Here is a 20,146-nt window from a genome sequence, read left to right as displayed (position 1 = left end):
CACAACACTCGGTCAGGCCCCGGTCGATGGGCTCACACTCCCTCCGATCGGCGCATGCTCAGCACCGCCAGGAAGCTCAGCGCGGCCGCCGTGGTGATGTAGTAGCCGACATAGGAAAGGCCGCCGAAATCCTGCAGGACTTTGGCGAGATAAGGCGCGAGCGAGGCGCCGAGGATGCCGCCGAGATTATAGGCGCTCGAGGCGCCCGTATAGCGCACGCGGGTGGGGAACAACGCCGGCAGCAGGGCGCCGAGCGGGGCGAAGGTGAGGCCCATCACTCCAAGCGAGATGACGAGATAGACCAGGATGGCGAAGATATTGCCACTCCCGAGCAGGACGGGCAGGGCGAAACCGGACAGGGCGGCCAAGGCGCTGGAAACGAGCAGGACCGGGCGCGCGCCGAATCTGTCCGACAGCGAGGCCGAGATTGGCGTCGCGATCGCCATGAACACCACCGCGATGCAAAGCAGGCCGAGAAAGTCTGTGCTGGGAATATGCAGAGTTGCCACGCCATAGCCCAGGGCGAACACCGTCGAGATGTAGAACAGGGCATAGCAGACCACGATCGAGAATGAGCCCTGGATCAGCGGCAGCCAATGCTCGCGGAGCACTTCGAGCAAGGGCACCTCGACCCGCTCGTTACGGGCCATTGCGGCCTTGAATTCCGGCGTTTCGCTGATCGAGATGCGCAGATAGAGCCCGATTGCCACCAGTGCGGCGCTGAGCAGGAAGGGAATGCGCCAGCCCCAAGCCTTGAACGCGTCCGGGCTGAGGAAGAGCAGGAGCAGAAGAAACAGGCCGTTGGCGAGGAAGAAGCCGATCGGCGGCCCAAGCTGCGGGAACATGCCGAACCAGGAACGCTTGCCCTTCGGCGCATTCTCGGTGGCGAGCAGCGCCGCACCGCCCCACTCGCCGCCAAGGCCGATGCCCTGGCCGAAGCGCAGCAGGCAGAGCAGGATCGGCGCCAGCACCCCCGCCCCCTCATAGGTCGGCAGGGCGCCGATCAGCGTCGTCGACAGGCCCATCACCAGCATGGAGGCGACGAGCGTGGATTTGCGGCCGATGCGATCGCCGAAATGGCCGAACAGGATCGAGCCGATCGGGCGGGCGATGAAGGCGATGCCGAAGGTCAGGAAGGCATTGAGCGTCTGCGCGCCCGGGTCGGAGGCGGGAAAGAAGGTCTTCCCGATCACCAGCGCGGCAGCGGTGCCGTAGATATAGAAATCGTAGAATTCGATGGTCGTGCCGATGAGGCTTGCCAGGACGATGCGGCCGAGACCACCCCGCGTCTGCGGCATGCCGCCCGTCGAAACGGGGCTGGCTCCAGCGTTTCCTGCCATTGTGTTTTTCCGTCTATGATTTGTGAAATATTCTTGCTGTTCTTGATTCGGCGTGGATGTCGCAAGCATAGCGATACTGCCTTCATGCAGGAAAAGTGAAACGGGAATTGATCGTGATCGACTGTCGGCGCCGAGGCGGTCTTCGGGCTGCCCACGACACGCCGAATAGCCCGGGCTATATTACTTGCTCTGGCCTTGGGGCACGGCCCGGGAGTAGGGACCTGCCCGAAGGCGCGCGTCGGGAGAAGATGCGCGCGTTGACTCAGGAAGCAGCATGGATCGCGCCCAGAAAGCCGCCCTTGGCAGTGCCGGCATCGGCCTCATTGTCCTCGCGCTCAAGCTCGGGGCGTGGTGGGTCACGGGCTCGCTTGCCCTCTATTCGGACGCGCTGGAAAGCATCATCAATGTCGTTGCCGCGAGCGCCGCCTTCGTTGCGTTGCGAGTGGCATCCAAGCCGGCCGATGGCGGCCATCCCTACGGGCACCACAAGGCCGAATATTTTTCCGCCGTGCTCGAAGGCGTGCTGATCGTCTTTGCGGCCGTGATGATCCTGAAGGAGGCCTATGGCGGCTTCCTCGCCCCCAGGCCGTTGGACACGCCGGCGCTCGGCCTTGCCGTCAATGCCGTCGCCAGCGTGATCAACGGCGTCTGGGCCTGGCTGCTGCTGAGACGCGGTCGAGAGTGGCGTTCCCCGGCGCTGATCGCCGACGGCAACCATGTGATGACCGATGTCTGGACGTCCTGCGGCATCCTCGTCGGTGTCGCCCTGGTGGCGGTGACGGGTTGGCTGGTGCTCGATCCGATCCTCGCCGCGGTCGTGGCGCTCAACATCCTCTGGTCGGGCTGGGTGATGATCCGCGATTCCGTTTCCAGCCTGATGGACGCCTCGGCCCCGCCCGACGTGCTCGACAGGATCGCCAAAACCATCGCCAGTCACAGCGAAGGTGCGCAGGAGGCCCATGACGTGCGCACGCGCCAGGTTGGCAGCGTCACCTTCATCGAGTTTCACCTCGTGGTGAAGGGTTCGATGTCGGTGACTGAATCGCACGCCATTTGTGATCGCATCGAGGCCGCCCTGCGCCAGGAGATCGAGGGCGCTCGCGTGACCATTCATGTGGAGCCGGAAGAGAAGGCCAAGCACAAGGGCGTGCCGGTGCTGCTGGCGTCCTGAATCTGGCACGCGAAGGTCGCAAGGACCTGGAGCGAACGCTTCACGGCGCTGGAATTGTGTGCCACGCTGGCGTTTCGATCTCGTTCGACAGCTCTATTCAGACGGGGGAATCTTCGCGATGGAAGTCACCGTCCTCGCCTTTGCGCTCATTGCCTTCATCGGCATCGCCACGCCCGGCCCCACCGTGCTGCTGGCGCTCACCAACGGCTCACGCTTCGGCGTGCGTCGCTCCATCATCGGCATGATGGGCGCGGTGTTGTCGGATTTCGTGTTGATCGGCGCCGTTGCTATCGGGCTGGGTGCATTGCTTGCCGCGTCCGAGTTCTGGTTCGCAGTGGTGAAATGGATTGGCGTCGGCTACCTCGCCTTCCTCGGCATCATGCTCCTGCGCTCGAGGGGATCGCTGGACAGCGCCATCCAGGCAGCCGGCGACGGCAACCGCTCCATGCATTCGATCTTTCTGCGCAGCTTCCTCGTTGCGGTGACCAATCCAAAGGGCTACCTGTTCTTTTCGGCCTTCCTGCCGCAATTCGTGCGGCCGGAATTCCCGCAATTCCAGCAATATGTGGTTCTCGCCGTGGTTTTTGCGGGCATCGATTTTGCCGTGATGCTCGGCTACGCCCTGTTGGGGTCGCATGCCGTGCGGATGCTGAAGAAATCGGGCGCTCTGTGGCTGGACCGCCTGTGCGGCGGGGCGTTGCTCATGCTGGCCGGATCGCTCGCGTTTTATCGCCGCGCCAGTGCCTAGCGCGTTTTGCGATTTGACGGAATCGGCAAGAATCGCAAAGACGCGTCGAAACAAAGAGCTAGAGCAGAGAAGCGTTTACGCCTAATCGCGCTTTGCTCTAGCGCGCCTTACTCTCGGTTCTCTGCCACCTGCTGCAGCATGGCGCGCGCGACGATCCTGTGAAAGGGCAGCACGGCGGCAAGATAGGCGCGGCCAAGCAGGTTGTGAGTCAGAACGACCGTGGTCAGCGTGACCTTTCGCGGCGCTGACGGCGCGGAGACATCCACCACCACCCGAAAGTTCAGGTGCTTGTCGTCGAAACCGGCGACGAGGCGTTCGGGGGTCTGACTGATCACCGGGAAGATGCCGAGCACGCCATGCCGGACCTGTGCCTGCGGCGCTTGTCTATGCAGGCCGAAGGGAGCGACGGCGACATTGCGCAGGGACAGCAGCAGATCCACCCAGCGGGGTGCGCGCCCAATGACACGTTCCGCGGCCAGGCGTGCATCGATCGAGCGGTCGGCGATCGCGAGGCTATAGGCATCGGCGAACTGGGCGCCCGGCAACAGTTCGCGCAAGCGGGCATCGGGTTCGACGCTTCTGGCTGTCATGAACACCTGCCTTTCACGTCCTTATCTTATCGCAGCGGCACGACGATGGCGCCCTCCCGGGCAGCGGCAAACCAGCGCAAGGGGTGACAAGACAGTTCGCCTACCGCGCCACCACTTCGACATCGCCATCCTCGCCGGCTTTCACGTCGAATTCGCGCGTATAGACGCGGCCCTCGTGCCGGGCCACCACGGTGTAGTTGCCCTCGGCCAGGATCAGCGAGGGGAAGGCGCCGATGGATTCGCGGATGACGTCGCCGCCCGGCGTCAGCACGGACCAGGCCGTGTTGGCAATGGCCTCGCCTCCAGGCTGGCTCACCAGCTTCAGCGTCAGGCTGGCTGCCATCTGGTGGAAGGTCGCCTCGGTCAACTTGCCCGCGGTGATCGATATCTCGGCTGAGACGGCGGCGTTGGAATCGCCATAGGTGCATTCGACATAATACCGGCCCTCGGGCAGGCGCATGATATTGGTGGCCGAGACACCCTCGGCGATCAGGCGGCGCTCGCCTGTCGGCTGGATCAGCATGATGCGAGCGGTAAGCTCAGCGGCTGGTATCGGCTTGTCGAGCACGGAGGCTTCTACCTGCAGGCCGCCGGCCTTGATCACCAGTGTGTCCTCGAGCGCCTCCTTGGCGACCGTGATCTCCTTGGTGACAGCGGCGAGACCATAAGCCGCATGCACGACGTAACGGCCCGGCGGCAGCCTAAATTTCGGACTGGGATCATCCGACTCCGTCACCTTCACCGCATCCGCGCCAGCCGACTCGATGTGGAAGACGCGCCACTTGAGGCCGGAGGTGATCTGCCCGCCCTTGTCGGTGAAGACGGCCGCCAGGCTCACGCTGCGCAGGGAGGCGGGATCCACGGCCGGAACGATCTGTGCTGGTGCGGGCGGAGGCGCGCCGGAAGGTGTTGCGCGAGAAGGGCCCGGCGCTGGCGCGTCGGTCTGGGCGAGCGCCGGGAGCGACAGCGCAAGGAAGCAGGCACTCGCAACAAGGGCGCGGAAAGGGCGATCGGAAATCATGGCGTCACGATTCACGGAAAGTCGGCGATTTCAAGCCCCTTCTTCAAAAGTCCGCTGGACTCTCGTTCCCATGCGAGCCGGTTCGTGATCGTATGGGCGGCGGCCGATGGTGTTCTCGTTCCTGGTCGCGTGCCCCCAGATGCGCCGAATAGGCTACTGGTTCCGGAGAAGACGATGATCGAATTCATTAATACCCCGCGAGCCCGCGCCATCGGGCTGCCTTTCAGCCAGGCCGTTCGCGTCGGCGATATCATCTATCTGTCGGGCGCTTTGGGAAACAAGCCCGGCACGCTTGAACTGGTCAGCGGTGGCATGGAGGCGCAGGCACGCCAGACCATGGAAAACATCGGCCAGGTCCTGCGGGAGAACGGGCTCGGTTTTGACGACGTCTTCAAATGCACGATCATGCTGGCCGACATGGTCAAATGGCCTGACTTCAACAAGGTCTATGTTCGCTATTTCAAGCCTGACCGCCTTCCCGCGCGCTCCGCCTTCGGGGCGAATGGCCTGGCCTTGGGGGCGGAGGTCGAGGTCGAATGCTGCGCCTACATGCCCAGAGCCGGGAACTGACCGGCAGCGCTGTCAGCCGGCCCGGAGCCCTACCGGGGAACGGGGCGATGCCGAGTGTCGCACCCTGCTGCAGGGCAGGGGATGGAAGTTCTGTCAAGTCTGTTCAAACTCCGCGCGACCCCTTATGTGATCGCCCATCGCCTGATGCAGGCATGGGATCTGGGCATAGGAATTTCGCGATGGATGCCGTTACTCTCTTGAAGACCCGCCGCTCGGTGCCGCCCGCCTTTCTCACGGAGCCCGGCCCCAATGCCGAGCAACTGGAGACGCTGCTGACCATCGCGAGCCGCGTGCCCGATCACGGCAAGCTCGCACCCTGGCGCTTCGTGATCTACCAGGGCGCAGCTCGCGACAGGGCCAGCCAGATCGTCCTCGATACCTTCCTGGCCTCCTGCCCCGATGCGGACGAGATCGCCCGCAAGAAGGAATCGAACCGTTTCTCGATGGCGCCGCTGGTGATCGGCGTGGTCTCAACCGCGGCCAACCATGTGAAGATCCCGCTGTGGGAGCAGGAGCTTTCCGCCGGCGCGGTCTGCGAGAATCTCGTCATCGCGGCGCACGCACTCGGCTTCTCCGCCAGCTGGCTGACGGGCTGGATGGCCTATGACGAGCGGGTGCTGCTGCGCCTCGGCGTCGCCTCGCATGAGAAGCTGGCAGGCTTCGTCCATATCGGCACGGCCAAGGAAGCAATGCCGGACAGGCCGCGTCCGAACCTCACCGAGATCATCACCTATTACGGTCAAAATTGAGGTAATTTAATACCTTTATTGTAAGTGATTGTTTTGTAACGCAAAATCGAGGCATATTGCAAAAAACATGCATTGACGCCCATCTGGCGCTCGTGTAGAAGCTCCCCAACTCGGCGGCCAAAAGGTTCCTTAATTGGGACGCGGCTTGCAATGCAAGCCGCTACTGGTCGCCTTGTCGTTTTCAACCGTCGATCGACAGCGCAACCCCAGGCGAGACCCATGTCCACCTATACGCTCAAGACCGCCGATATCGAGAAGAAGTGGGTCATCATCGACGCCAAGGGCCTGGTTGTTGGCCGCCTTGCCTCGGTGATCGCCATGCGTCTGCGCGGCAAGCACAAGCCGACCTACACGCCCAATCTCGACTGCGGCGACAACGTGATTGTCATCAATGCGGAGCAGGTGGTTTTCACCGGCCGCAAGCGCAATCAAAAGGTCTACTATCACCACACGGGCCACCCCGGTGGCATCAAGGAACGCACCGCCAAGTTCATCCTGGAGGGCAAGTTCCCCGAGCGCGTCGTTGAGAAGGCCGTGGAACGCATGGTTCCGCGTGGCCCCCTCGGCCGCAAGCAGATGCTCAACCTGCGCGTCTACAAGGGTACCGAACATCCGCACGAGGCTCAGCAGCCGGAAGTGCTCGATGTCGGCGCCATGAACGCCAAGAATGTGAAGGGCTGATCCGATGGCCGATACGCTCAATTCGCTTCAGTCGCTGGGTGAAGTGGCTGCTGCCGCCGAAGCCCCCAAGCACGTCCAGAAGCTCGACGCCCAGGGCCGCGCCTATGCGACCGGCAAGCGCAAGAACGCCATTGCCCGCGTGTGGATCAAGCCGGGCCCCGGCAAGGTCACCGTCAATGGCCGCGAGCTCGACGTGTACTTCGCCCGCCCTGTGCTGCGCATGCTGATCCAGCAGCCGCTCACGGTCGCCAACCGCGCCGGCCAGTATGACATCAACATCACCGTCGCCGGTGGTGGTCTGTCCGGCCAGGCCGGCGCCGTCCGCCACGGCGTCTCCAAGGCCCTGACCTATTTCGAGCCGGAACTGCGTCCGGCCCTGAAGAAGGAAGGCTTCCTCACCCGCGACAGCCGTGTGGTCGAGCGCAAGAAGTACGGCCGCGCCAAGGCTCGCCGCTCGTTCCAGTTCTCGAAGCGCTAAGCGTTTCGGACCGCGATTTCGGAAAACCCCGCTTCGGCGGGGTTTTTTGTTGGGATGCACACCTAATCCGTCCCGCAATGCGCACACGCTCTCGTTCCCACGCCGTTTCCGGCTGGGTTGATGAGGAGACCGGGCGATGGCGGCTGCGGGGCAGCCGTGAAAGCAGGATCATGGAAGATGCAGGCCGCACTGTCGGTGCAAGCCGCCATCGCCCTGTTCCGGCGGCCCGGCACGCTGACAAGGCGCGCAAGGCCACCTGTTTTTTTTCGCCTTCTGAAGGCGGAGGCGAGCCGGGAGCGGATGGCACGGACCATCCGAACCCGGCCCAGCCGGCTCGGCAAAGGGGCTGAGCGACGTCCGTCCTGGCCGGACGGTGGCATCAGCCGTCTTCACCGCATCGGCGGGAGGAGGGACGAAGGCGTTGCCGGGCTCAAGCCCTTCACGCTCCGTCCGGGGATTGCGTGGTCTTTCCATCGCGAGGCACTTCCATGGGGTGCCGATCCCTCTGTCCCGCTCGTCACCCCTGGAGGCCGGCTTCGAAGGAAGCAGGACCGCCGCATGCGCCCACCACTTGGACAGGCTGTCGGGGTGGATGGAGGGGTTCGGGGCCGGGTTGTACAGACGCCGGCCGCTGACGCCTCATTCCGTCACGGAATAAAGCATGGCAACGAACGAAAGTCAATATTCGTTCTCTTTGTGTGCCCGAGGCGCCGAAGGCATGGAGCTTCGGCGGAGGAGGATGCCAGGCGGGGTGTTGTCCCGGTCAGAGTATCTCGGTCGCGAAGGGCCTTGGCTATAGCGTTTTGCGATTTGACGGTATCGGCAAGAATCGCAAAGACGCGTTAAAACAAGGAGTTAGAGCAATGGGCGCTTGCGTGTAAACGCGCTTTGCTCTAGTCGGCACCGACCTTTGGCGCCGCCGTCGATTCCCGCACCACCAGATCCGTCTCGAACTCTCGGCGCTGAATGCCGCCGGTGTCTCCGAGAATCATCTCGACGGCGAGTTGGCCCATGTCGTGGATCGGCTGGACGATGGTGGTCAGAGGCGGTCGGAACTGGGCGCCTTCGGCGACGCCGTCGAAGCCGATGACCGAGACATCGCCGGGCACCGAGAGCCCGCGCTCCGCCAGCCAGGTGATGGCGGTGAAGGCGATGCGGTCGGACATGCAGAGCAGCGCAGTGGGCGGATCGGCGACTGCGAAGATCTGTCCGAGACCTTCGCGAAGAGCCTCCTCATGCTCGCTCTGGGTCTCCAGGATAGGGATGCCGGCGGTGTCGACGCCGAAACCCGCGAGCACGTCGAAATAGCCGGCCACGCGGTCGCGCGAAGTCGAGTAGATGCCGGCCTGGACATCCGCCAGGGTCACGAAGCCGTAATGTTCGTCCGTGAGAGGTGTGGCGAGGATGGCGAATTTGCGGTGGCCGAGGCTCGCCAGATGCCGGGCTGCCAGACGGGCGCCGGCGAAATTGTCGACGCCGATGGCCGAAATCGTTTCGTCCTTGGTACCCAGATGCAATGTCACGAAAGGCAGTTGCCGCTCGCGCGTAAGCTCGACCAGCCGCGGACCCTCGTCGATGCAGAAAAGGATGAACCCGTCGACCAGGGCGCTCTGTACGTTCCAGGCGAGCCTCTGCTCGTTCATGGCCGAGACCAGTGCGATGCCGGCACCATGGGCGTCGCAAGCCTGCGAAATCGCGGCCATCATGGCGCGTGCATAGGGATCCTCGAAGAAATAGGAGAGGGGCTCCGCCGTCACCAGCCCGATGGCGTTGACCTTGCCGGCCCGCAGCAGCCTGCCTTTGGGGTCGGGACCACGATAGCCGAGGGAGCGCGCCACGTCCTCCACGCGCTCTCGCACCTCCTCGCGCACCAGATGGGGCCGGTTGAAGACATTCGACGCGGTGCCCTGCGACACTCCGGCCGCCTTGGCGATGTCCACGAGACGTACGACCTTCTCCAAAATCCGTTCTCCGCCGCTTGCAGGGGTACGATAGCTCTGGCTTTGGATCGATTCAATTTTCTTGACAGTGATAATTTCAAGCTATAGTTTTGAATCGATTCAAAGACAGATTGTGTGCCCAACTTGGATGTTGAGTTTATTTGGCAGCCTACTTTGAATCGATTCAAAATCTTTAACACAAGGAGCCGGCCATGATTCCCGCCAGCTATTTTTTCAAGAACGCTCAATGCCGCCAGTGGGAACAACCCGAACTGCCGGAGGGAGTTCCCGCCGAGGTCGTCCAGAGCGGTGAGCAGGGCTGGCTTCGCAGCCTTGCTGCAGCCTTCCGTGGCTACGCCATCGGCAGGCAGTCGAAGGAAAGTAACTCCTGCTCGCGTCAAGTCTGGACACTGCGCGGCTGAACGGATTGCCATTGCTGGTCGATCAGCAGGATTGGCGGCTTGCCAGGCCGTTTCTTATCGATGGGCGCCTATATCCCTTTCCTCTCAAAGGCGGCCGAGCAATTCCATCTTCTTCGTGGCGAATTCCTCGTTCGTGAGGATGCCTCTCTCCCGCAGCGCGGCCAGGCCTTCGATCGTCTTCAGGATCTCCTCCGCGCTTGAGATCCCCATTCGTGTCGCCGCCGCAACCGAGGGTGGCGGCTCGGCCGACGCGGCTGGCGAGGGTGCCGTTGCCCGGGACGGGCTTTCGGCGGGGACCGAAAGATCCGGCTTCCTGTTCGTATCGGCCTGCTCGTCTCCCGGCTCGACCAGAGGCAGGTCGGCGACCTTCACAAGGCCGAACTGACTCGTGAACGACAGCGATTGATCACCACTCTGCTGCTGGGAAAAGCCATGCAGACTGTGGTTGCCCGTATCGTAGACCCTGACATGGCCGCCTTCGAGAATGGCAAGCCGACGGCGGTCGGGGAAGAAGGCGTAGCGCATGTCATTCTGGGCGCCGGAGGACGAGGGATGGCCGAGGTCGGCCGGCCACCACTGGCCGCTTGCCGCTCTCCCCTCGACGAACAGGCTGACGCCGGCTTCGGTCCGGCCTTGAAACTGAGGACCTTTGGGCGGAGCCCACAGGGATGGCTGGCTCTGAACGAGAGCGGCGAGTTCATTGCACAGGGCATCGACGCGGTATTTCAGGCCCTGGTTGAACATGTCGCCCACCATGATCATGCCACCCTGCGACCATTGCCCCATGCCGCCGAGATCGGGATGATTGAACTGGGCCTGGTAGCCGTTTCCCCTGACGAGCGCATCCAGAAGCACGAGCACGGCCTCCGTGCTGATAGCGTGGCGGCTGGCGATCTCGTCCATGAGACGGCGGCCCTCGGGGGTGAGGTTCTGCATGAGGAGGCTTCCTGCCTGTTGCGGATGGCGACGTGCGAATGCCGCTTATCTTCCTATATGGGTCGCGCTGCGAAGGTAAGCGTGTTGATGGCATCCCGCTTGTTCCATCAGGCTCCAATGCGCTTCTGCCGGGGAACGATTTTGGCCCTCAATCGTTTCATCCAGGAGATGTGAGTGGCATTTTTGCTGTTTTCTGCCACTTCATCATCGGCCGAAGGAGAACAGCGGCAGGCCGGTGAACACTCGTTCCGAACTGCGACATTCAAGGAAATGGAAGGCCGGGATCTAAATGGATCCCGGCCTCTCTTGATGGTACCGGCGACGCCACATCTGGTGGAGGAGTCGGTGCCAGTTCTGGACGGACCAGTCCTTATTGACTTGCCGCCTCTGAGGCGAACTTGAAGTCAGGTGCAGACTGGAGTTGCGCCTTCGTCATCGCCAGCATGCCTCGATAAGGATAATCCTGTACTTGGTTCTGAGGTGCCGGGGCGGGGGCGGGCATCGGGGTGGTTGGCCCCGCGCCACCAGCCGGTGGTGCGGCTGGCGGATCCAGCTGTGGCGGCGCCGGTGGCGTGTCTACCCAGGATATGGCGGTGTAGGGCAGGGCGACATTCTTCTGTCCGATCCCCAGGAAGCCGCCGACACCGATGACCACGCCGATGATCGAGCCCTTCTTGTCCACGAGCAGTTCGTTGACCTTGCCGATGTTCTCGTCCTGCGGATTATAGATCTTGACGCCGACAAGCTCGCTCGCCCGATACTGGCCGGGGTCAGCCTTGGTGATGAAGGTCGCAGCGGCCGGGGCAGGTGTCGCCTGCGGATGCTGCGTCGTCTGCGGTTGGTTCGCCTGTTGTGCTTGTGCCATGGCGGGCACCGCCAGCATCGCAGCGAGCGCAAGAGCATAGGTTACTGTCTTGTAGGCCATGAAAACCTCCTCTCATGAGCCAGTCCCGCCATAAAAACGTGCGGAAAAGCGGGATGTTCCTGATTTCTGCCGCTTCGGGTGGCGGCGAGTGCCGCTTTCCCGTATAGGCGCGGGACCCTTGAAGGAGAAAACCGCGTGCCCCGCACTTGGCTCGATGGCGCTATTTCCAGGATCGAGGCGGATTTCGCCCGTTCCGCCGACACCCATCTCGTCAGCCTGCCGATCGGCGGGGAGATCGACCTCTTCTTCAAGGACGAGACCACCCATCCCAGCGGCAGCCTGAAACACCGGCTGGCGCGTTCGCTCTTCCTCTATGCCCTGTGCAATGGGTGGGTGCATGAGGGCACCACCATCATCGAGGCGTCGTCCGGCTCTACGGCGATCAGCGAGGCCTATTTCGCCCGCCTGCTCGGCCTGCCCTTCATCGCCGTGGTGCCGCGCTCCACCTCCGTCGAAAAGCGGGCGCAGATCGAGTTCTATGGCGGCCGGCTGCATCTGGTCGACAGCGCCGATGCGGTCTACGAGGCCTCGCACCAGCTTGCCCGCGAGACCAACGGCCATTTCATGGACCAGTTCACCTTCGCCGAGCGGGCGACCGACTGGCGCGGCAACAACAATATCGGCGAGTCCGTCTTCAACCAGATGGCGCGCGAAAGGCACCCGATCCCGGCCTGGATCGTGGTCGGCGCCGGCACGGGCGGCACCTCGGCAACCTTCGGGCGCTTCGTGCGCTATCGCCGCCATGCCACGAAGATCGCCGTGGCGGATCCCGAGAATTCGGTGTTCACGCCTTATCACGCCAGCGGCGACCGTAGCCTTGTCGCGGCTGTCGGTAGCCGCATCGAGGGCATCGGACGCCCGCGCGTCGAGCCCTCCTTCATCCGTGACGTGGTCGACGAGATGATACCGGTCGAGGATCTCGATTCCATCGCCGCCATGCGCGTGCTCTCGCAGCTGCTGGGACGGCGGGTCGGCCCCTCCACGGGTACCAACTTCATCGGCGTGCTGGCTCTGCGCCGCCGCATCATCGAGGCAGGGGAGGCGGGCTCCATCGTCTCGCTGATCTGCGATTCCGGCGAGCGCTATGCCGATCTGTTCGATGACGGCTGCGTCGCCGATCGCTTCGGCGAGGGGCTGGCGGAGAGGATCGGAGCAGTGAGGGCGCAAATCCGGTCCTGATGAGAGCTGGCTTTATGGCGAGCGTGGGATATTCACCAATCCAGTTCCCTACGCGTTAATTCCGGCCCTCACAGCGCTTTGAAAGGTTCCTCCGCGGCGAAAAAATGGGCGAAATGTCGGCAAGCTTCGTCAGCAATGTGCGCAAACAGAACAGCGCGACAAGGCGTTGGTCACTAGCATTTGCCCAACAGCGGAGCAAAAGTTCAGCGCAAGCATCCGCGGAACAGATCTTTTCGGGGAACTTCGATCTTGGCCTACTGTGCATACCAGACGCGGAGCGGGAATGACGTCGGAGTGTCAGTGCTCGATCTGACCGACCTGCACCGTGCCTATATGTCATCGATCCGCCGGCACCAACAGCTTCTCGCCAAGCTGCACGAGACGCTGTCACAGCTCGGCGTCGCCGTCGAGAGTTCTCCTCTCGATCCGCAAGAGCGTGACGCGCTTTTGGCGGGGATCGGTGATCAAATTCATCTCGCCCGAGGCATCATCGCCAGCATCGACGGAGCGTTGACCTTCTCGGCTTTGACCCGCCCTGCGATCTCCAACTGATTAAATCTTAGGGTGGCCAGTACCCGCCACGCGCCTACGTCGTCGTAGGCGGGGGGCGCTTCCGAAAAAGTATTTCCGTGGTCACCCTCATAGACGCGCCCACCGGCGCTCCCAGTTTGGTGAACTTTTCCGTGTGAAATTGGTTCGTCCGCCTTTCTTGCCAACCAGGGCAGTGGCAGCTATCATCGTCACAGCTAAACGTTTAGCTAAACGTTTAATCAATCGTGCTGTTAAGATCCGAGAGTGATCCAGTCACCAACGATCGGAGGAAAGCGATGTATACCAAGCAGGCCTTGCGCGAACTCGGCGTCACAGGGGCGGAATTCAGCGAGGAGCAGAGGCGTTCCCTCGACGACAACGGCTACTTCGTCGTCACCGATGTGTTCTCGCCCGAGGAGTGCCGGCAGATGGCGGAGGAGTTCGATGCTCTCCATCGCAAGGAAGGCGAGCGGGGCGGGCATGAGGTGCATGTCGAACCCGGTGCGCCGCGTGTCTCAAATCTCTTCAACAAGACCGCCGTCTATGATCGTTGCCTGGAGATCAAGCCGCTGCTGGCCGCCTCCCACTATCTTCTCGGCGAGTTCAAGCTGCATGGGGCCAATCTGCGCGACCCCCTGGCCGGCAAGGGCCATCAGGATCTCCATGTCGACGTGCCCAAGATCTTCCCGGACGATTGGTGGGTGCTGAATGCCATCGTCACCTTCGACGACATGAAGGCTGACAACGGACCGACCCGCATCGTGCCGGGCTCCCACAAATGGCATCCGATCAATGTGCCGCACGTCAATCAGGGTGATTGGGAGCCTGCGCCGCTGACGCCCGAAGAGGAAGCGCGCACGCCGAAGGACCTCGCCGCGCCCTATCCGGGCGAGGTGCATGTCACCGCGCCGAAGGGCTCGGTGATCGTGGTCAATTCCTCGATGTGGCATGGCGGTACGGTGAACCGCAGTGGCGAGCGCCGTCGCGTGCTGCACCTGACCTATACCCGCCGCGACCTGCCTCAGCAGCTTCTTCAGCGCGAATATCTCACGCAGGACCTCTATGAGCGCATGAACCCCGCCCATCGCTTCCTGATGGATATCGAGCCATTGCCGGAGAACGCCTTCGCCCAGCGATCCGCCCGTAAGGCCGGTACCGGCACTGACGGGCATTGGTGGCGCTAAGGGGCGGATCCACGCAAGGCGCAGCCCGGGGGCAAGGCTGTCTGGATATGCGGGACAACCCCGCGTATGACAGGGATCTGCGCCTTACTCTCCAAGGTTGGCGGCTGCCTGCCGCCCCCGTTCTGCCTGATGAGCGTTCATGCCGACCCTTCGCGATGTCGCCCGCCTTGCCGGTGTTTCCACGGCCACCGTCTCCGCCACGCTCAGCGGTGCGGCCTTTGTCAGCGAGGCGCTCCAGGCGCGGGTGCGCGAGGCGGTCGACAGGCTCGGCTATTCTCCGCATGGCATCGCTCGTAGCCTGAAGAGCGGGTCTTCCCGTCTCGTCGGCCTCGTGATCCCCGATGTCACCAATCCCTTCTTCACCAACCTCGTCCATGGCGTCGAACAGCTGACCCGCCAGGACGGCTATTCGATGTTGCTGTGCGACACCGGCTTCGATGTCGCCCGCGAGCGGGAAATGCTCTCCCTGATGCGCATGCAGCGTGTCGACGGCATCGTGCTCTGCCCGGCCGGCGACATCCAGGATTACCGCGAGGTCTTCGCCATCGGCCGCGGCACTCCGATCGTGTTGGTCGACAGCGCACCGCTCGGCGCAAGCGTCGATTGCGTGGTGATCGATAATTTCGCCGCTGCCTTCGAAGCGACATCGCATCTAATCGATCTCGGACACCGGCATATCGCCGCCGTCGCCGGGCCACGGCAGGGGCTTTCGAGCATCGAGCGCACGCGCGGCTTCCTCGCGGCGCTGGAGGCGCGCGGCGTACCGCTCCGGCCTGATAACATCGTCCATGCCGACTTCCATGAGGAGGGGGCCTATGACGCTGTGGCCGCGCTCATCGAGAGGCCGCAGCGGGCCACGGCCCTTTTCGTCGCCAACAACCAGATGCTGGTCGGCGTGATGCGGCGCCTGCACGACGCCGGTCTGTCGGTCCCGCAGGACATCTCCGTGGCCGCCATCGATGATTTCCCCTGGGCGAGCGCCTTCAGGCCTGCTCTCACCACGATGCGCCAGCCGGTGGAGGAACTGGCTGCCCAGGCCGTCGAGCGCCTGCGCGCCCGCATGGCGGGTGATGTCTCCGATCCCCGGCGCATCGAGCTCGCCGCCAACCTGATCGTGCGGGACTCGGTTGCCAGGATCGCGTCCGGCTGAGACGGTATTTCCTTTGTCACCCGTTCGCCGTAAATCCTGAGCACCAACTCCGGAGTTCATCATGGCTGGCCCTTCCGCCGATCCGCTGCGCCCCCGTCCGACCGACAATGCCGTATTCCGCAAGGAGGTGCTGGGCGGCGCCACCGAGCCGACCTATGGCGGCGTGCTCTCCTTCATGCGCCGGCGTTTCCAGCGTGATCTCACCGGCATCGACGTAGCGGTCTGGGGCATCCCCTTCGATGCCGCCGTCTCCAACCGGCCAGGCGCCCGCTTCGGACCGCAAGGCGTGCGTCGCGCCTCGGCGATCTTCGATGGTGATCCGCAATATCCCTTCCACGCCGATCCGTTCGAGCATCTGGCCGTGGTCGACTATGGCGACTGCTCCTTCGATTATGCACGCCACAGCGAGATCCCGGCCTGCATCGAGGCGCAGGCCCGCGACATCATCGACACCGGCACGATGCTGTGCTCGATCGGCGGCGATCACTATGTCACCTGGCCGCTGCTCAAGGCCCACGCTGCCAGACACGGGCCGATGGCGCTGGTGCATTTCGATGCCCATCAGGACACCTGGTACGACGATGAGGGCCGCATCGACCACGGCTCCTTTGTCGCCCGTGCCGTGAAGGACGGCATCGTCCTGCCCGAGCGCTCCATACAGATCGGCATCCGCACCCATGCACCCGACGATTGCGCCATCAAGATCCTTTATGGCGAGGATCTGGAGACGCTGACGGTCAATCAGATCGTGGATAAGGTTCGCGAGCGCGTGGGCGATGCCAAGACCTATATCACCTTCGATATCGATTGCCTCGACCCGGCCTATGCGCCCGGCACCGGTACGCCCGTCGCGGGCGGCCCGTCCTCCCGCCAGGCCCTGATGATCCTGCGCCGCCTCGGCTTCCTCGACATCGTCGGCTGCGATCTCGTCGAGGTGGCGCCCGCCTATGACCATGCCGACATCACCTCGATTGCGGGTGCAACTGTGGTTCAGCACTATCTGGGCTTGATTGCCGAGCGGAAGCAGGGCAAAGCCCAACGATGAACAAGACGCCGATGAGCAAGACACAACAGAATTCACTGACCTATGCCGATGCCGGTGTCGACATCGATGCCGGCAATGCCATGGTCGATGCCATCAAGCCGCTGGTGCGCGCGACCCGCCGCATCGGCGCCGATGCAGAGATCGGCGGTTTCGGCGGGCTGTTCGACCTCAAGGCCTGCGGTTTCAAGGATCCCGTGCTGGTGGCGGCCAATGATGGCGTCGGCACCAAGCTCAAGGTGGCGATCGAGACTGGTATCCACGACACGGTGGGCATCGATCTCGTGGCGATGTCGGTCAACGATCTCGTCGTGCAGGGCGCCGAGCCTTTGTTCTTCCTCGATTATTTCGCCACCGGCAAGCTCGTGCCAGGGCAGGGCGTTGCCATTGTCAAGGGCATCGCCGAAGGCTGCAAGGATGCCGGCTGCGCCCTGATCGGCGGCGAGACGGCTGAGATGCCCGGCATGTATGCGGATGGCGACTATGACCTCGCAGGTTTTGCCGTCGGCGCCGTCGAACGCGACGCCATCCTGCCGCGCGGCAGTACCACCGAAGGTGACGTGATCCTGGGTCTGGCTTCCTCCGGCGTGCATTCCAACGGCTATTCGCTGGTGCGCAAGATCGTCTCGCTCTCGGGGCTCGCCTGGGACGCTCCGGCGCCCTTCGCGGAAGGCAAGACGCTGGGCGAGGCACTGCTGACGCCGACGCGGATCTATGTGAAGCCGCTGCTCCAGGCGCTCAAAGCCACTGGAAGTGCCATCAAGGCGCTCGCTCACATCACAGGCGGCGGCTTCCCCGACAATATCCCGCGGGTGCTGCCCGAGGGCATCGGCGCCTCGATCGACCTCGCCGCCATCAAGCCGCCTTCGGTGTTCGGCTGGCTATCGCGCGCCGGGGGTGTCGAGGAGCGCGAGATGCTGCGCACCTTCAATTGCGGTGTCGGCATGATCGTGGTCACCTCGGCTGACGATGCCGAGGCGACGGAGAAAGCCCTCGCCGAAGCCGGCCTGCCGCCGATCCGGCTCGGCTCGGTGGTGCGCCAGGAGGGGACCGAGCGCGTCACCTATCGAGGCACGCTCGCACTATGAAGGGCCGCAAGCGGGTCGCCATCCTGATCTCCGGGCGCGGTTCCAACATGGCCGCCTTGATCGAGGCTGCGAGGGACCCATCGTATCCGGCTGAAATCGTTGCGGTTATTTCCAACCGTCCCGGTGCGCCAGGCCTTGCGCGAGCGCGCGAAGCGGGCCTCGTCGCGGAGGCGATCGACCATAAGGCCTTCGCCAGCCGGTCGGATTTCGAGGCGGCGCTCGAAGCACGATTGGAAGCCCATGTCGTGGATCTCGTGGTGCTCGCCGGCTTCATGCGGCTGATGACGGCGGCCTTTGTCGAAAGCTGGGCTGGCCGGATGATCAACATCCATCCCGCCTTGTTGCCGGCCTTTCCGGGGCTGGCCACGCATGAGCGCGCGCTGGAGGCGGGCGTCCGGCTGCATGGCTGCACGGTGCACTATGTTACGCCGGGTATGGACGAGGGGCCGATCATCGCCCAGGCTGCGGTACCCGTCCTTGCCGGCGATACGGCTGCAGAACTTGCCGCCCGGGTGCTGCACGCCGAACATAAGCTCTACCCGGCGGCCTTGGCGCGCGTGGCGCGTGGCGAGGCGCCGATCGTCGGCGAGAGGGTGGAGATCGCCTCGGGCGATCTTCTCATGAAACCATAGGGGCGTGTCATCTGCGTGTGCGTCCCTGATCTTATGAAAGAGGCCATCAGCCGATTTTCGGGGGGAAAGCATGCCGATCTTGAGCGGATATCATTTTGGCAAGGGCAGGGCGTTTGGCGCCTTCACAGCCTCCCTTGGCCTCGGCGCCCTGTTGGGATTTGCCGGCGCCGCAGCGGTCTCGGCCGAGCCAGCGACGGCCGACGGCGCCCGCAAGCTCACTGAAGTCTTTCAGGCCTATGTCGGCATCGAACCTTTCGCCAAGGGATTTCTGGCCATCGCGCCGCATGGCGAGAGCTACGACCTCGCCATTTCATTCGACAGCGGTAAGCTCGACATGCCGGAGGCGGAGGGCATCACGCGGCTCCAACGCTATGTCGTGCATTTGACGCCTAAGCCTGACGGCACCTGGGCGGTCAATACCGATCCTGGCCCGATCGCCATCTCCTGGACCGGCGCCGACCCCGATCAAAACCAGAAGTTCGATCTGAAATTTGCAGACTGCGCCAGCAAGGGCGTCTTCGATCCCAAGCTGATGGCCTTCCCGACCTTTTCGTCGAAATGCGCCAGCGCCGCCCTTACGGTGCGCGCGCCGGACGGCGATCTCGACCTCACGAGCGGGGAACTGAGCTCGCAGGGCACCGCCAAGGCCGGTGCGACCGGCGGCGTCGATCTCACCTCCGACCTGCGGTTGGCGATCATGAACGGCAAGTTCGTCGACAAGAAATCCCCGGGCGAGCCGCTCCCCATTACCTTCCGGTTCGGCGGAATGCACCAGGCGATCGCTGCCACCGGTGTCCGCACGATCGCAGTAGCGGATCTGATCACTTTCGTGCGCGACAATGCGGCGCGCAACCGCTTCGATCTTCCGCAGGATGAGCTGAAGGCGAAGCTGCGGACTGCCCTGCCGCTGTGGGAGGATCTCGCCAGCAACGCCGGCCTTGACGATGGTGTGGTCGAACTCCCCACCGGCGCGGTCAGAATTGCCCATTTCGAGGAGAAGCAGGCCCTGACCGGTGTGGTCAACGACGCCCGCTATGCCGATGCCCTCAGCTACTCAGGCCTGGAAATCCCGCCTGCGGTGGTACCGGAATGGGCGCGCGCGCTCGTTCCTACCCAGGCGAGTTACGACACCAAGCTCTCTTTCTCCGGCCTCGATGGCATGGCCGATGCACTCATCCGCGGCCTCGACCTGACGAAGGACCCACCCCTCAGCAAGATGGCGGGCGTGGCGCTGCTCACGCGCTTCTTTAGCGGCCAGCCGCGCTACGACCTCTCCCTAAACGCGACGGCGCAGGCCTACACGGTCAAGGGGCAGGGCCAGGCTTCGATCAATCCTGAGCCGCAGGCCCATATTGCGGTATCCGCAACCGGGTTCGACGCCGTTGTCGATGCGCTGAAGAAATCGGGCGATCCCGATATGCAGAACGGCCTGATGGGTCTTGCCTTCATCAAGGGGTTGGCCAAGACCGGACCAGACGGGCAGATGATCTGGAATGTCTCCTACGACATGGTCACCAACAAGGTCTGGGTCAACGACCAGGGCTTTGCGCTGCCGGAGCCACAATAGGGCATCGAAGCACTGCTCGCGCCAGCGGGCGGTTGGTGACGAGTGACGCTTGGAAGCGGCATTTCCGTATGCTGCCTTGTGCACGCGTGCCTGGGGATATCGATAGGCCCAGCCCCAGGCCTGGATCTGACGACGCGGAACTATAGTCTTGTCGAGAGAAAGCATGCCTGTTTCGAGCCGCCTTCGCCAGCTCCCAATATTG

At 63.4% G+C, this 20,146-nt stretch carries 21 protein-coding genes; 15 read left to right on the top strand and 6 right to left on the bottom strand.

What is annotated here, in order from left to right:
* Nucleotides 1–32: 32 nt before the first annotated feature.
* Nucleotides 33–1,298 (bottom strand): MFS transporter, encoded by a 1,266-nt coding sequence (locus ACMDCR_RS20170; protein ID WP_413993676.1) that lies wholly within the window; start codon nt 1,296–1,298, stop codon nt 33–35.
* A 316-nt stretch (nt 1,299–1,614) separates the two neighbouring features.
* On the opposite strand from ACMDCR_RS20170, the gene ACMDCR_RS20165 reads away from it, so the two are divergent.
* Together ACMDCR_RS20165 and ACMDCR_RS20160 are read left to right on the top strand one after the other, a co-directional pair.
* Nucleotides 1,615–2,511 (top strand): cation diffusion facilitator family transporter, encoded by an 897-nt coding sequence (locus tag ACMDCR_RS20165; RefSeq protein WP_413988329.1) that lies wholly within the window; start codon nt 1,615–1,617, stop codon nt 2,509–2,511.
* A 118-nt stretch (nt 2,512–2,629) separates the two neighbouring features.
* Nucleotides 2,630–3,259 (top strand): LysE family translocator, encoded by a 630-nt coding sequence (locus tag ACMDCR_RS20160; protein WP_413988328.1) that lies wholly within the window; start codon nt 2,630–2,632, stop codon nt 3,257–3,259.
* A gap of 107 nt (nt 3,260–3,366) precedes the next feature.
* Here ACMDCR_RS20160 and ACMDCR_RS20155 read toward each other — a convergent pair whose 3' ends face one another.
* Together ACMDCR_RS20155 and ACMDCR_RS20150 are read right to left on the bottom strand one after the other, a co-directional pair.
* Entirely contained in the window at nt 3,367–3,849 is a 483-nt protein-coding gene (locus tag ACMDCR_RS20155) for a DUF2867 domain-containing protein (RefSeq protein WP_413988327.1), read from the bottom strand.
* 100 nt (nt 3,850–3,949) lie between these two features.
* Entirely contained in the window at nt 3,950–4,870 is a 921-nt protein-coding gene (locus tag ACMDCR_RS20150) for a hypothetical protein (RefSeq protein ID WP_413988326.1), read from the bottom strand.
* 174 nt (nt 4,871–5,044) lie between these two features.
* On the opposite strand from ACMDCR_RS20150, the gene ACMDCR_RS20145 reads away from it, so the two are divergent.
* The 4 genes from ACMDCR_RS20145 (at nt 5,045) to rpsI (ending at nt 7,348) form a co-directional block, all read left to right on the top strand.
* Nucleotides 5,045–5,440: a RidA family protein gene (locus ACMDCR_RS20145; RefSeq protein ID WP_413988325.1), complete on the top strand. Its 396-nt coding sequence runs from the start codon at nt 5,045–5,047 to the stop codon at nt 5,438–5,440.
* A 179-nt stretch (nt 5,441–5,619) separates the two neighbouring features.
* Nucleotides 5,620–6,189, top strand: a complete 570-nt coding sequence (locus ACMDCR_RS20140) for a nitroreductase (protein WP_413988324.1) — start codon at nt 5,620–5,622, stop codon at nt 6,187–6,189.
* A 219-nt stretch (nt 6,190–6,408) separates the two neighbouring features.
* Entirely contained in the window at nt 6,409–6,870 is a 462-nt protein-coding gene (rplM, locus tag ACMDCR_RS20135; protein WP_413988323.1) for a 50S ribosomal protein L13, read from the top strand.
* 4 nt (nt 6,871–6,874) lie between these two features.
* On the top strand, nt 6,875–7,348 hold the full coding sequence (gene rpsI, locus ACMDCR_RS20130; protein WP_413988322.1) for a 30S ribosomal protein S9: 474 nt from the start codon (nt 6,875–6,877) through the stop codon (nt 7,346–7,348).
* An 893-nt stretch (nt 7,349–8,241) separates the two neighbouring features.
* Here rpsI and ACMDCR_RS20125 read toward each other — a convergent pair.
* Nucleotides 8,242–9,309 (bottom strand): LacI family DNA-binding transcriptional regulator, encoded by a 1,068-nt coding sequence (locus ACMDCR_RS20125; protein WP_413988321.1) that lies wholly within the window; start codon nt 9,307–9,309, stop codon nt 8,242–8,244.
* Nucleotides 9,310–9,500: 191 nt separating this feature from the next.
* On the opposite strand from ACMDCR_RS20125, the gene ACMDCR_RS20120 reads away from it, so the two are divergent.
* Nucleotides 9,501–9,710 carry a hypothetical protein gene (locus ACMDCR_RS20120; RefSeq protein WP_413988320.1) on the top strand — a complete coding sequence of 70 codons (210 nt, stop codon included), beginning with the start codon at nt 9,501–9,503 and terminating at the stop codon, nt 9,708–9,710.
* An 84-nt stretch (nt 9,711–9,794) separates the two neighbouring features.
* Here ACMDCR_RS20120 and ACMDCR_RS20115 read toward each other — a convergent pair whose 3' ends face one another.
* Complete coding sequence (locus ACMDCR_RS20115) at nt 9,795–10,646, bottom strand: SHOCT domain-containing protein (protein WP_413988319.1); 852 nt, start codon at nt 10,644–10,646, stop codon at nt 9,795–9,797.
* A gap of 370 nt (nt 10,647–11,016) precedes the next feature.
* On the bottom strand, nt 11,017–11,571 hold the full coding sequence (locus tag ACMDCR_RS20110) for a PRC-barrel domain-containing protein (RefSeq protein ID WP_413988318.1): 555 nt from the start codon (nt 11,569–11,571) through the stop codon (nt 11,017–11,019).
* A 135-nt stretch (nt 11,572–11,706) separates the two neighbouring features.
* Here ACMDCR_RS20110 and ACMDCR_RS20105 point away from each other — a divergent pair, with 135 nt between their 5' ends.
* The 8 genes from ACMDCR_RS20105 (at nt 11,707) to ACMDCR_RS20070 (ending at nt 19,944) form a co-directional block, all read left to right on the top strand.
* Nucleotides 11,707–12,750: a PLP-dependent cysteine synthase family protein gene (locus tag ACMDCR_RS20105; RefSeq protein ID WP_413988317.1), complete on the top strand. Its 1,044-nt coding sequence runs from the start codon at nt 11,707–11,709 to the stop codon at nt 12,748–12,750.
* A gap of 300 nt (nt 12,751–13,050) precedes the next feature.
* Nucleotides 13,051–13,302 (top strand): hypothetical protein, encoded by a 252-nt coding sequence (locus ACMDCR_RS20100; protein ID WP_413988316.1) that lies wholly within the window; start codon nt 13,051–13,053, stop codon nt 13,300–13,302.
* Nucleotides 13,303–13,577: 275 nt separating this feature from the next.
* On the top strand, nt 13,578–14,465 hold the full coding sequence (locus tag ACMDCR_RS20095) for a phytanoyl-CoA dioxygenase family protein (protein WP_413988315.1): 888 nt from the start codon (nt 13,578–13,580) through the stop codon (nt 14,463–14,465).
* Between the two features lie 139 nt (nt 14,466–14,604).
* Nucleotides 14,605–15,615, top strand: coding sequence for a LacI family DNA-binding transcriptional regulator (locus ACMDCR_RS20090; protein ID WP_413988314.1), 1,011 nt, complete (start codon nt 14,605–14,607; stop codon nt 15,613–15,615).
* Between the two features lie 61 nt (nt 15,616–15,676).
* Nucleotides 15,677–16,660: an agmatinase gene (speB, locus tag ACMDCR_RS20085; protein WP_413988313.1), complete on the top strand. Its 984-nt coding sequence runs from the start codon at nt 15,677–15,679 to the stop codon at nt 16,658–16,660.
* Nucleotides 16,661–16,671: 11 nt separating this feature from the next.
* Entirely contained in the window at nt 16,672–17,745 is a 1,074-nt protein-coding gene (gene purM / locus ACMDCR_RS20080; protein ID WP_413988312.1) for a phosphoribosylformylglycinamidine cyclo-ligase, read from the top strand.
* On the top strand, nt 17,742–18,377 hold the full coding sequence (gene purN / locus ACMDCR_RS20075) for a phosphoribosylglycinamide formyltransferase (RefSeq protein WP_413988311.1): 636 nt from the start codon (nt 17,742–17,744) through the stop codon (nt 18,375–18,377). Before purM ends, purN begins: the two co-directional genes overlap by 4 nt.
* 70 nt (nt 18,378–18,447) lie before the next feature.
* Complete coding sequence (locus tag ACMDCR_RS20070; protein WP_413988310.1) at nt 18,448–19,944, top strand: hypothetical protein; 1,497 nt, start codon at nt 18,448–18,450, stop codon at nt 19,942–19,944.
* Nucleotides 19,945–20,146 lie beyond the last annotated feature (202 nt).

The organism is Labrys okinawensis (assembly GCF_047345005.1).
Classification (GTDB): domain Bacteria; phylum Pseudomonadota; class Alphaproteobacteria; order Rhizobiales; family Labraceae; genus Labrys; species Labrys okinawensis.
This window is presented reverse-complemented; position numbering and strand designations above follow the sequence as displayed.

What these genes read in the sequence shown, in the direction of transcription:
- purN (WP_413988311.1), top strand. Translation starts at nt 17,742, where the DNA reads ATGAAGGGCCGCAAGCGGGTCGCCATCCTGATCTCCGGGCGCGGTTCC.
- speB (WP_413988313.1), top strand. Translation starts at nt 15,677, where the DNA reads ATGGCTGGCCCTTCCGCCGATCCGCTGCGCCCCCGTCCGACCGACAAT.
- ACMDCR_RS20095 (WP_413988315.1), top strand. Translation starts at nt 13,578, where the DNA reads ATGTATACCAAGCAGGCCTTGCGCGAACTCGGCGTCACAGGGGCGGAA.
- ACMDCR_RS20145 (WP_413988325.1), top strand. Translation starts at nt 5,045, where the DNA reads ATGATCGAATTCATTAATACCCCGCGAGCCCGCGCCATCGGGCTGCCT.
- ACMDCR_RS20170 (WP_413993676.1), bottom strand. Translation starts at nt 1,298, where the DNA reads ATGCCGCAGACGCGGGGTGGTCTCGGCCGCATCGTCCTGGCAAGCCTC.
- ACMDCR_RS20150 (WP_413988326.1), bottom strand. Translation starts at nt 4,870, where the DNA reads ATGATTTCCGATCGCCCTTTCCGCGCCCTTGTTGCGAGTGCCTGCTTC.
- ACMDCR_RS20165 (WP_413988329.1), top strand. Translation starts at nt 1,615, where the DNA reads ATGGATCGCGCCCAGAAAGCCGCCCTTGGCAGTGCCGGCATCGGCCTC.
- ACMDCR_RS20115 (WP_413988319.1), bottom strand. Translation starts at nt 10,646, where the DNA reads ATGCAGAACCTCACCCCCGAGGGCCGCCGTCTCATGGACGAGATCGCC.
- ACMDCR_RS20110 (WP_413988318.1), bottom strand. Translation starts at nt 11,571, where the DNA reads ATGGCCTACAAGACAGTAACCTATGCTCTTGCGCTCGCTGCGATGCTG.
- ACMDCR_RS20155 (WP_413988327.1), bottom strand. Translation starts at nt 3,849, where the DNA reads ATGACAGCCAGAAGCGTCGAACCCGATGCCCGCTTGCGCGAACTGTTG.
- rplM (WP_413988323.1), top strand. Translation starts at nt 6,409, where the DNA reads ATGTCCACCTATACGCTCAAGACCGCCGATATCGAGAAGAAGTGGGTC.
- rpsI (WP_413988322.1), top strand. Translation starts at nt 6,875, where the DNA reads ATGGCCGATACGCTCAATTCGCTTCAGTCGCTGGGTGAAGTGGCTGCT.
- ACMDCR_RS20160 (WP_413988328.1), top strand. Translation starts at nt 2,630, where the DNA reads ATGGAAGTCACCGTCCTCGCCTTTGCGCTCATTGCCTTCATCGGCATC.
- ACMDCR_RS20070 (WP_413988310.1), top strand. Translation starts at nt 18,448, where the DNA reads ATGCCGATCTTGAGCGGATATCATTTTGGCAAGGGCAGGGCGTTTGGC.
- purM (WP_413988312.1), top strand. Translation starts at nt 16,672, where the DNA reads ATGAGCAAGACACAACAGAATTCACTGACCTATGCCGATGCCGGTGTC.
- ACMDCR_RS20140 (WP_413988324.1), top strand. Translation starts at nt 5,620, where the DNA reads ATGGATGCCGTTACTCTCTTGAAGACCCGCCGCTCGGTGCCGCCCGCC.
- ACMDCR_RS20120 (WP_413988320.1), top strand. Translation starts at nt 9,501, where the DNA reads ATGATTCCCGCCAGCTATTTTTTCAAGAACGCTCAATGCCGCCAGTGG.
- ACMDCR_RS20090 (WP_413988314.1), top strand. Translation starts at nt 14,605, where the DNA reads ATGCCGACCCTTCGCGATGTCGCCCGCCTTGCCGGTGTTTCCACGGCC.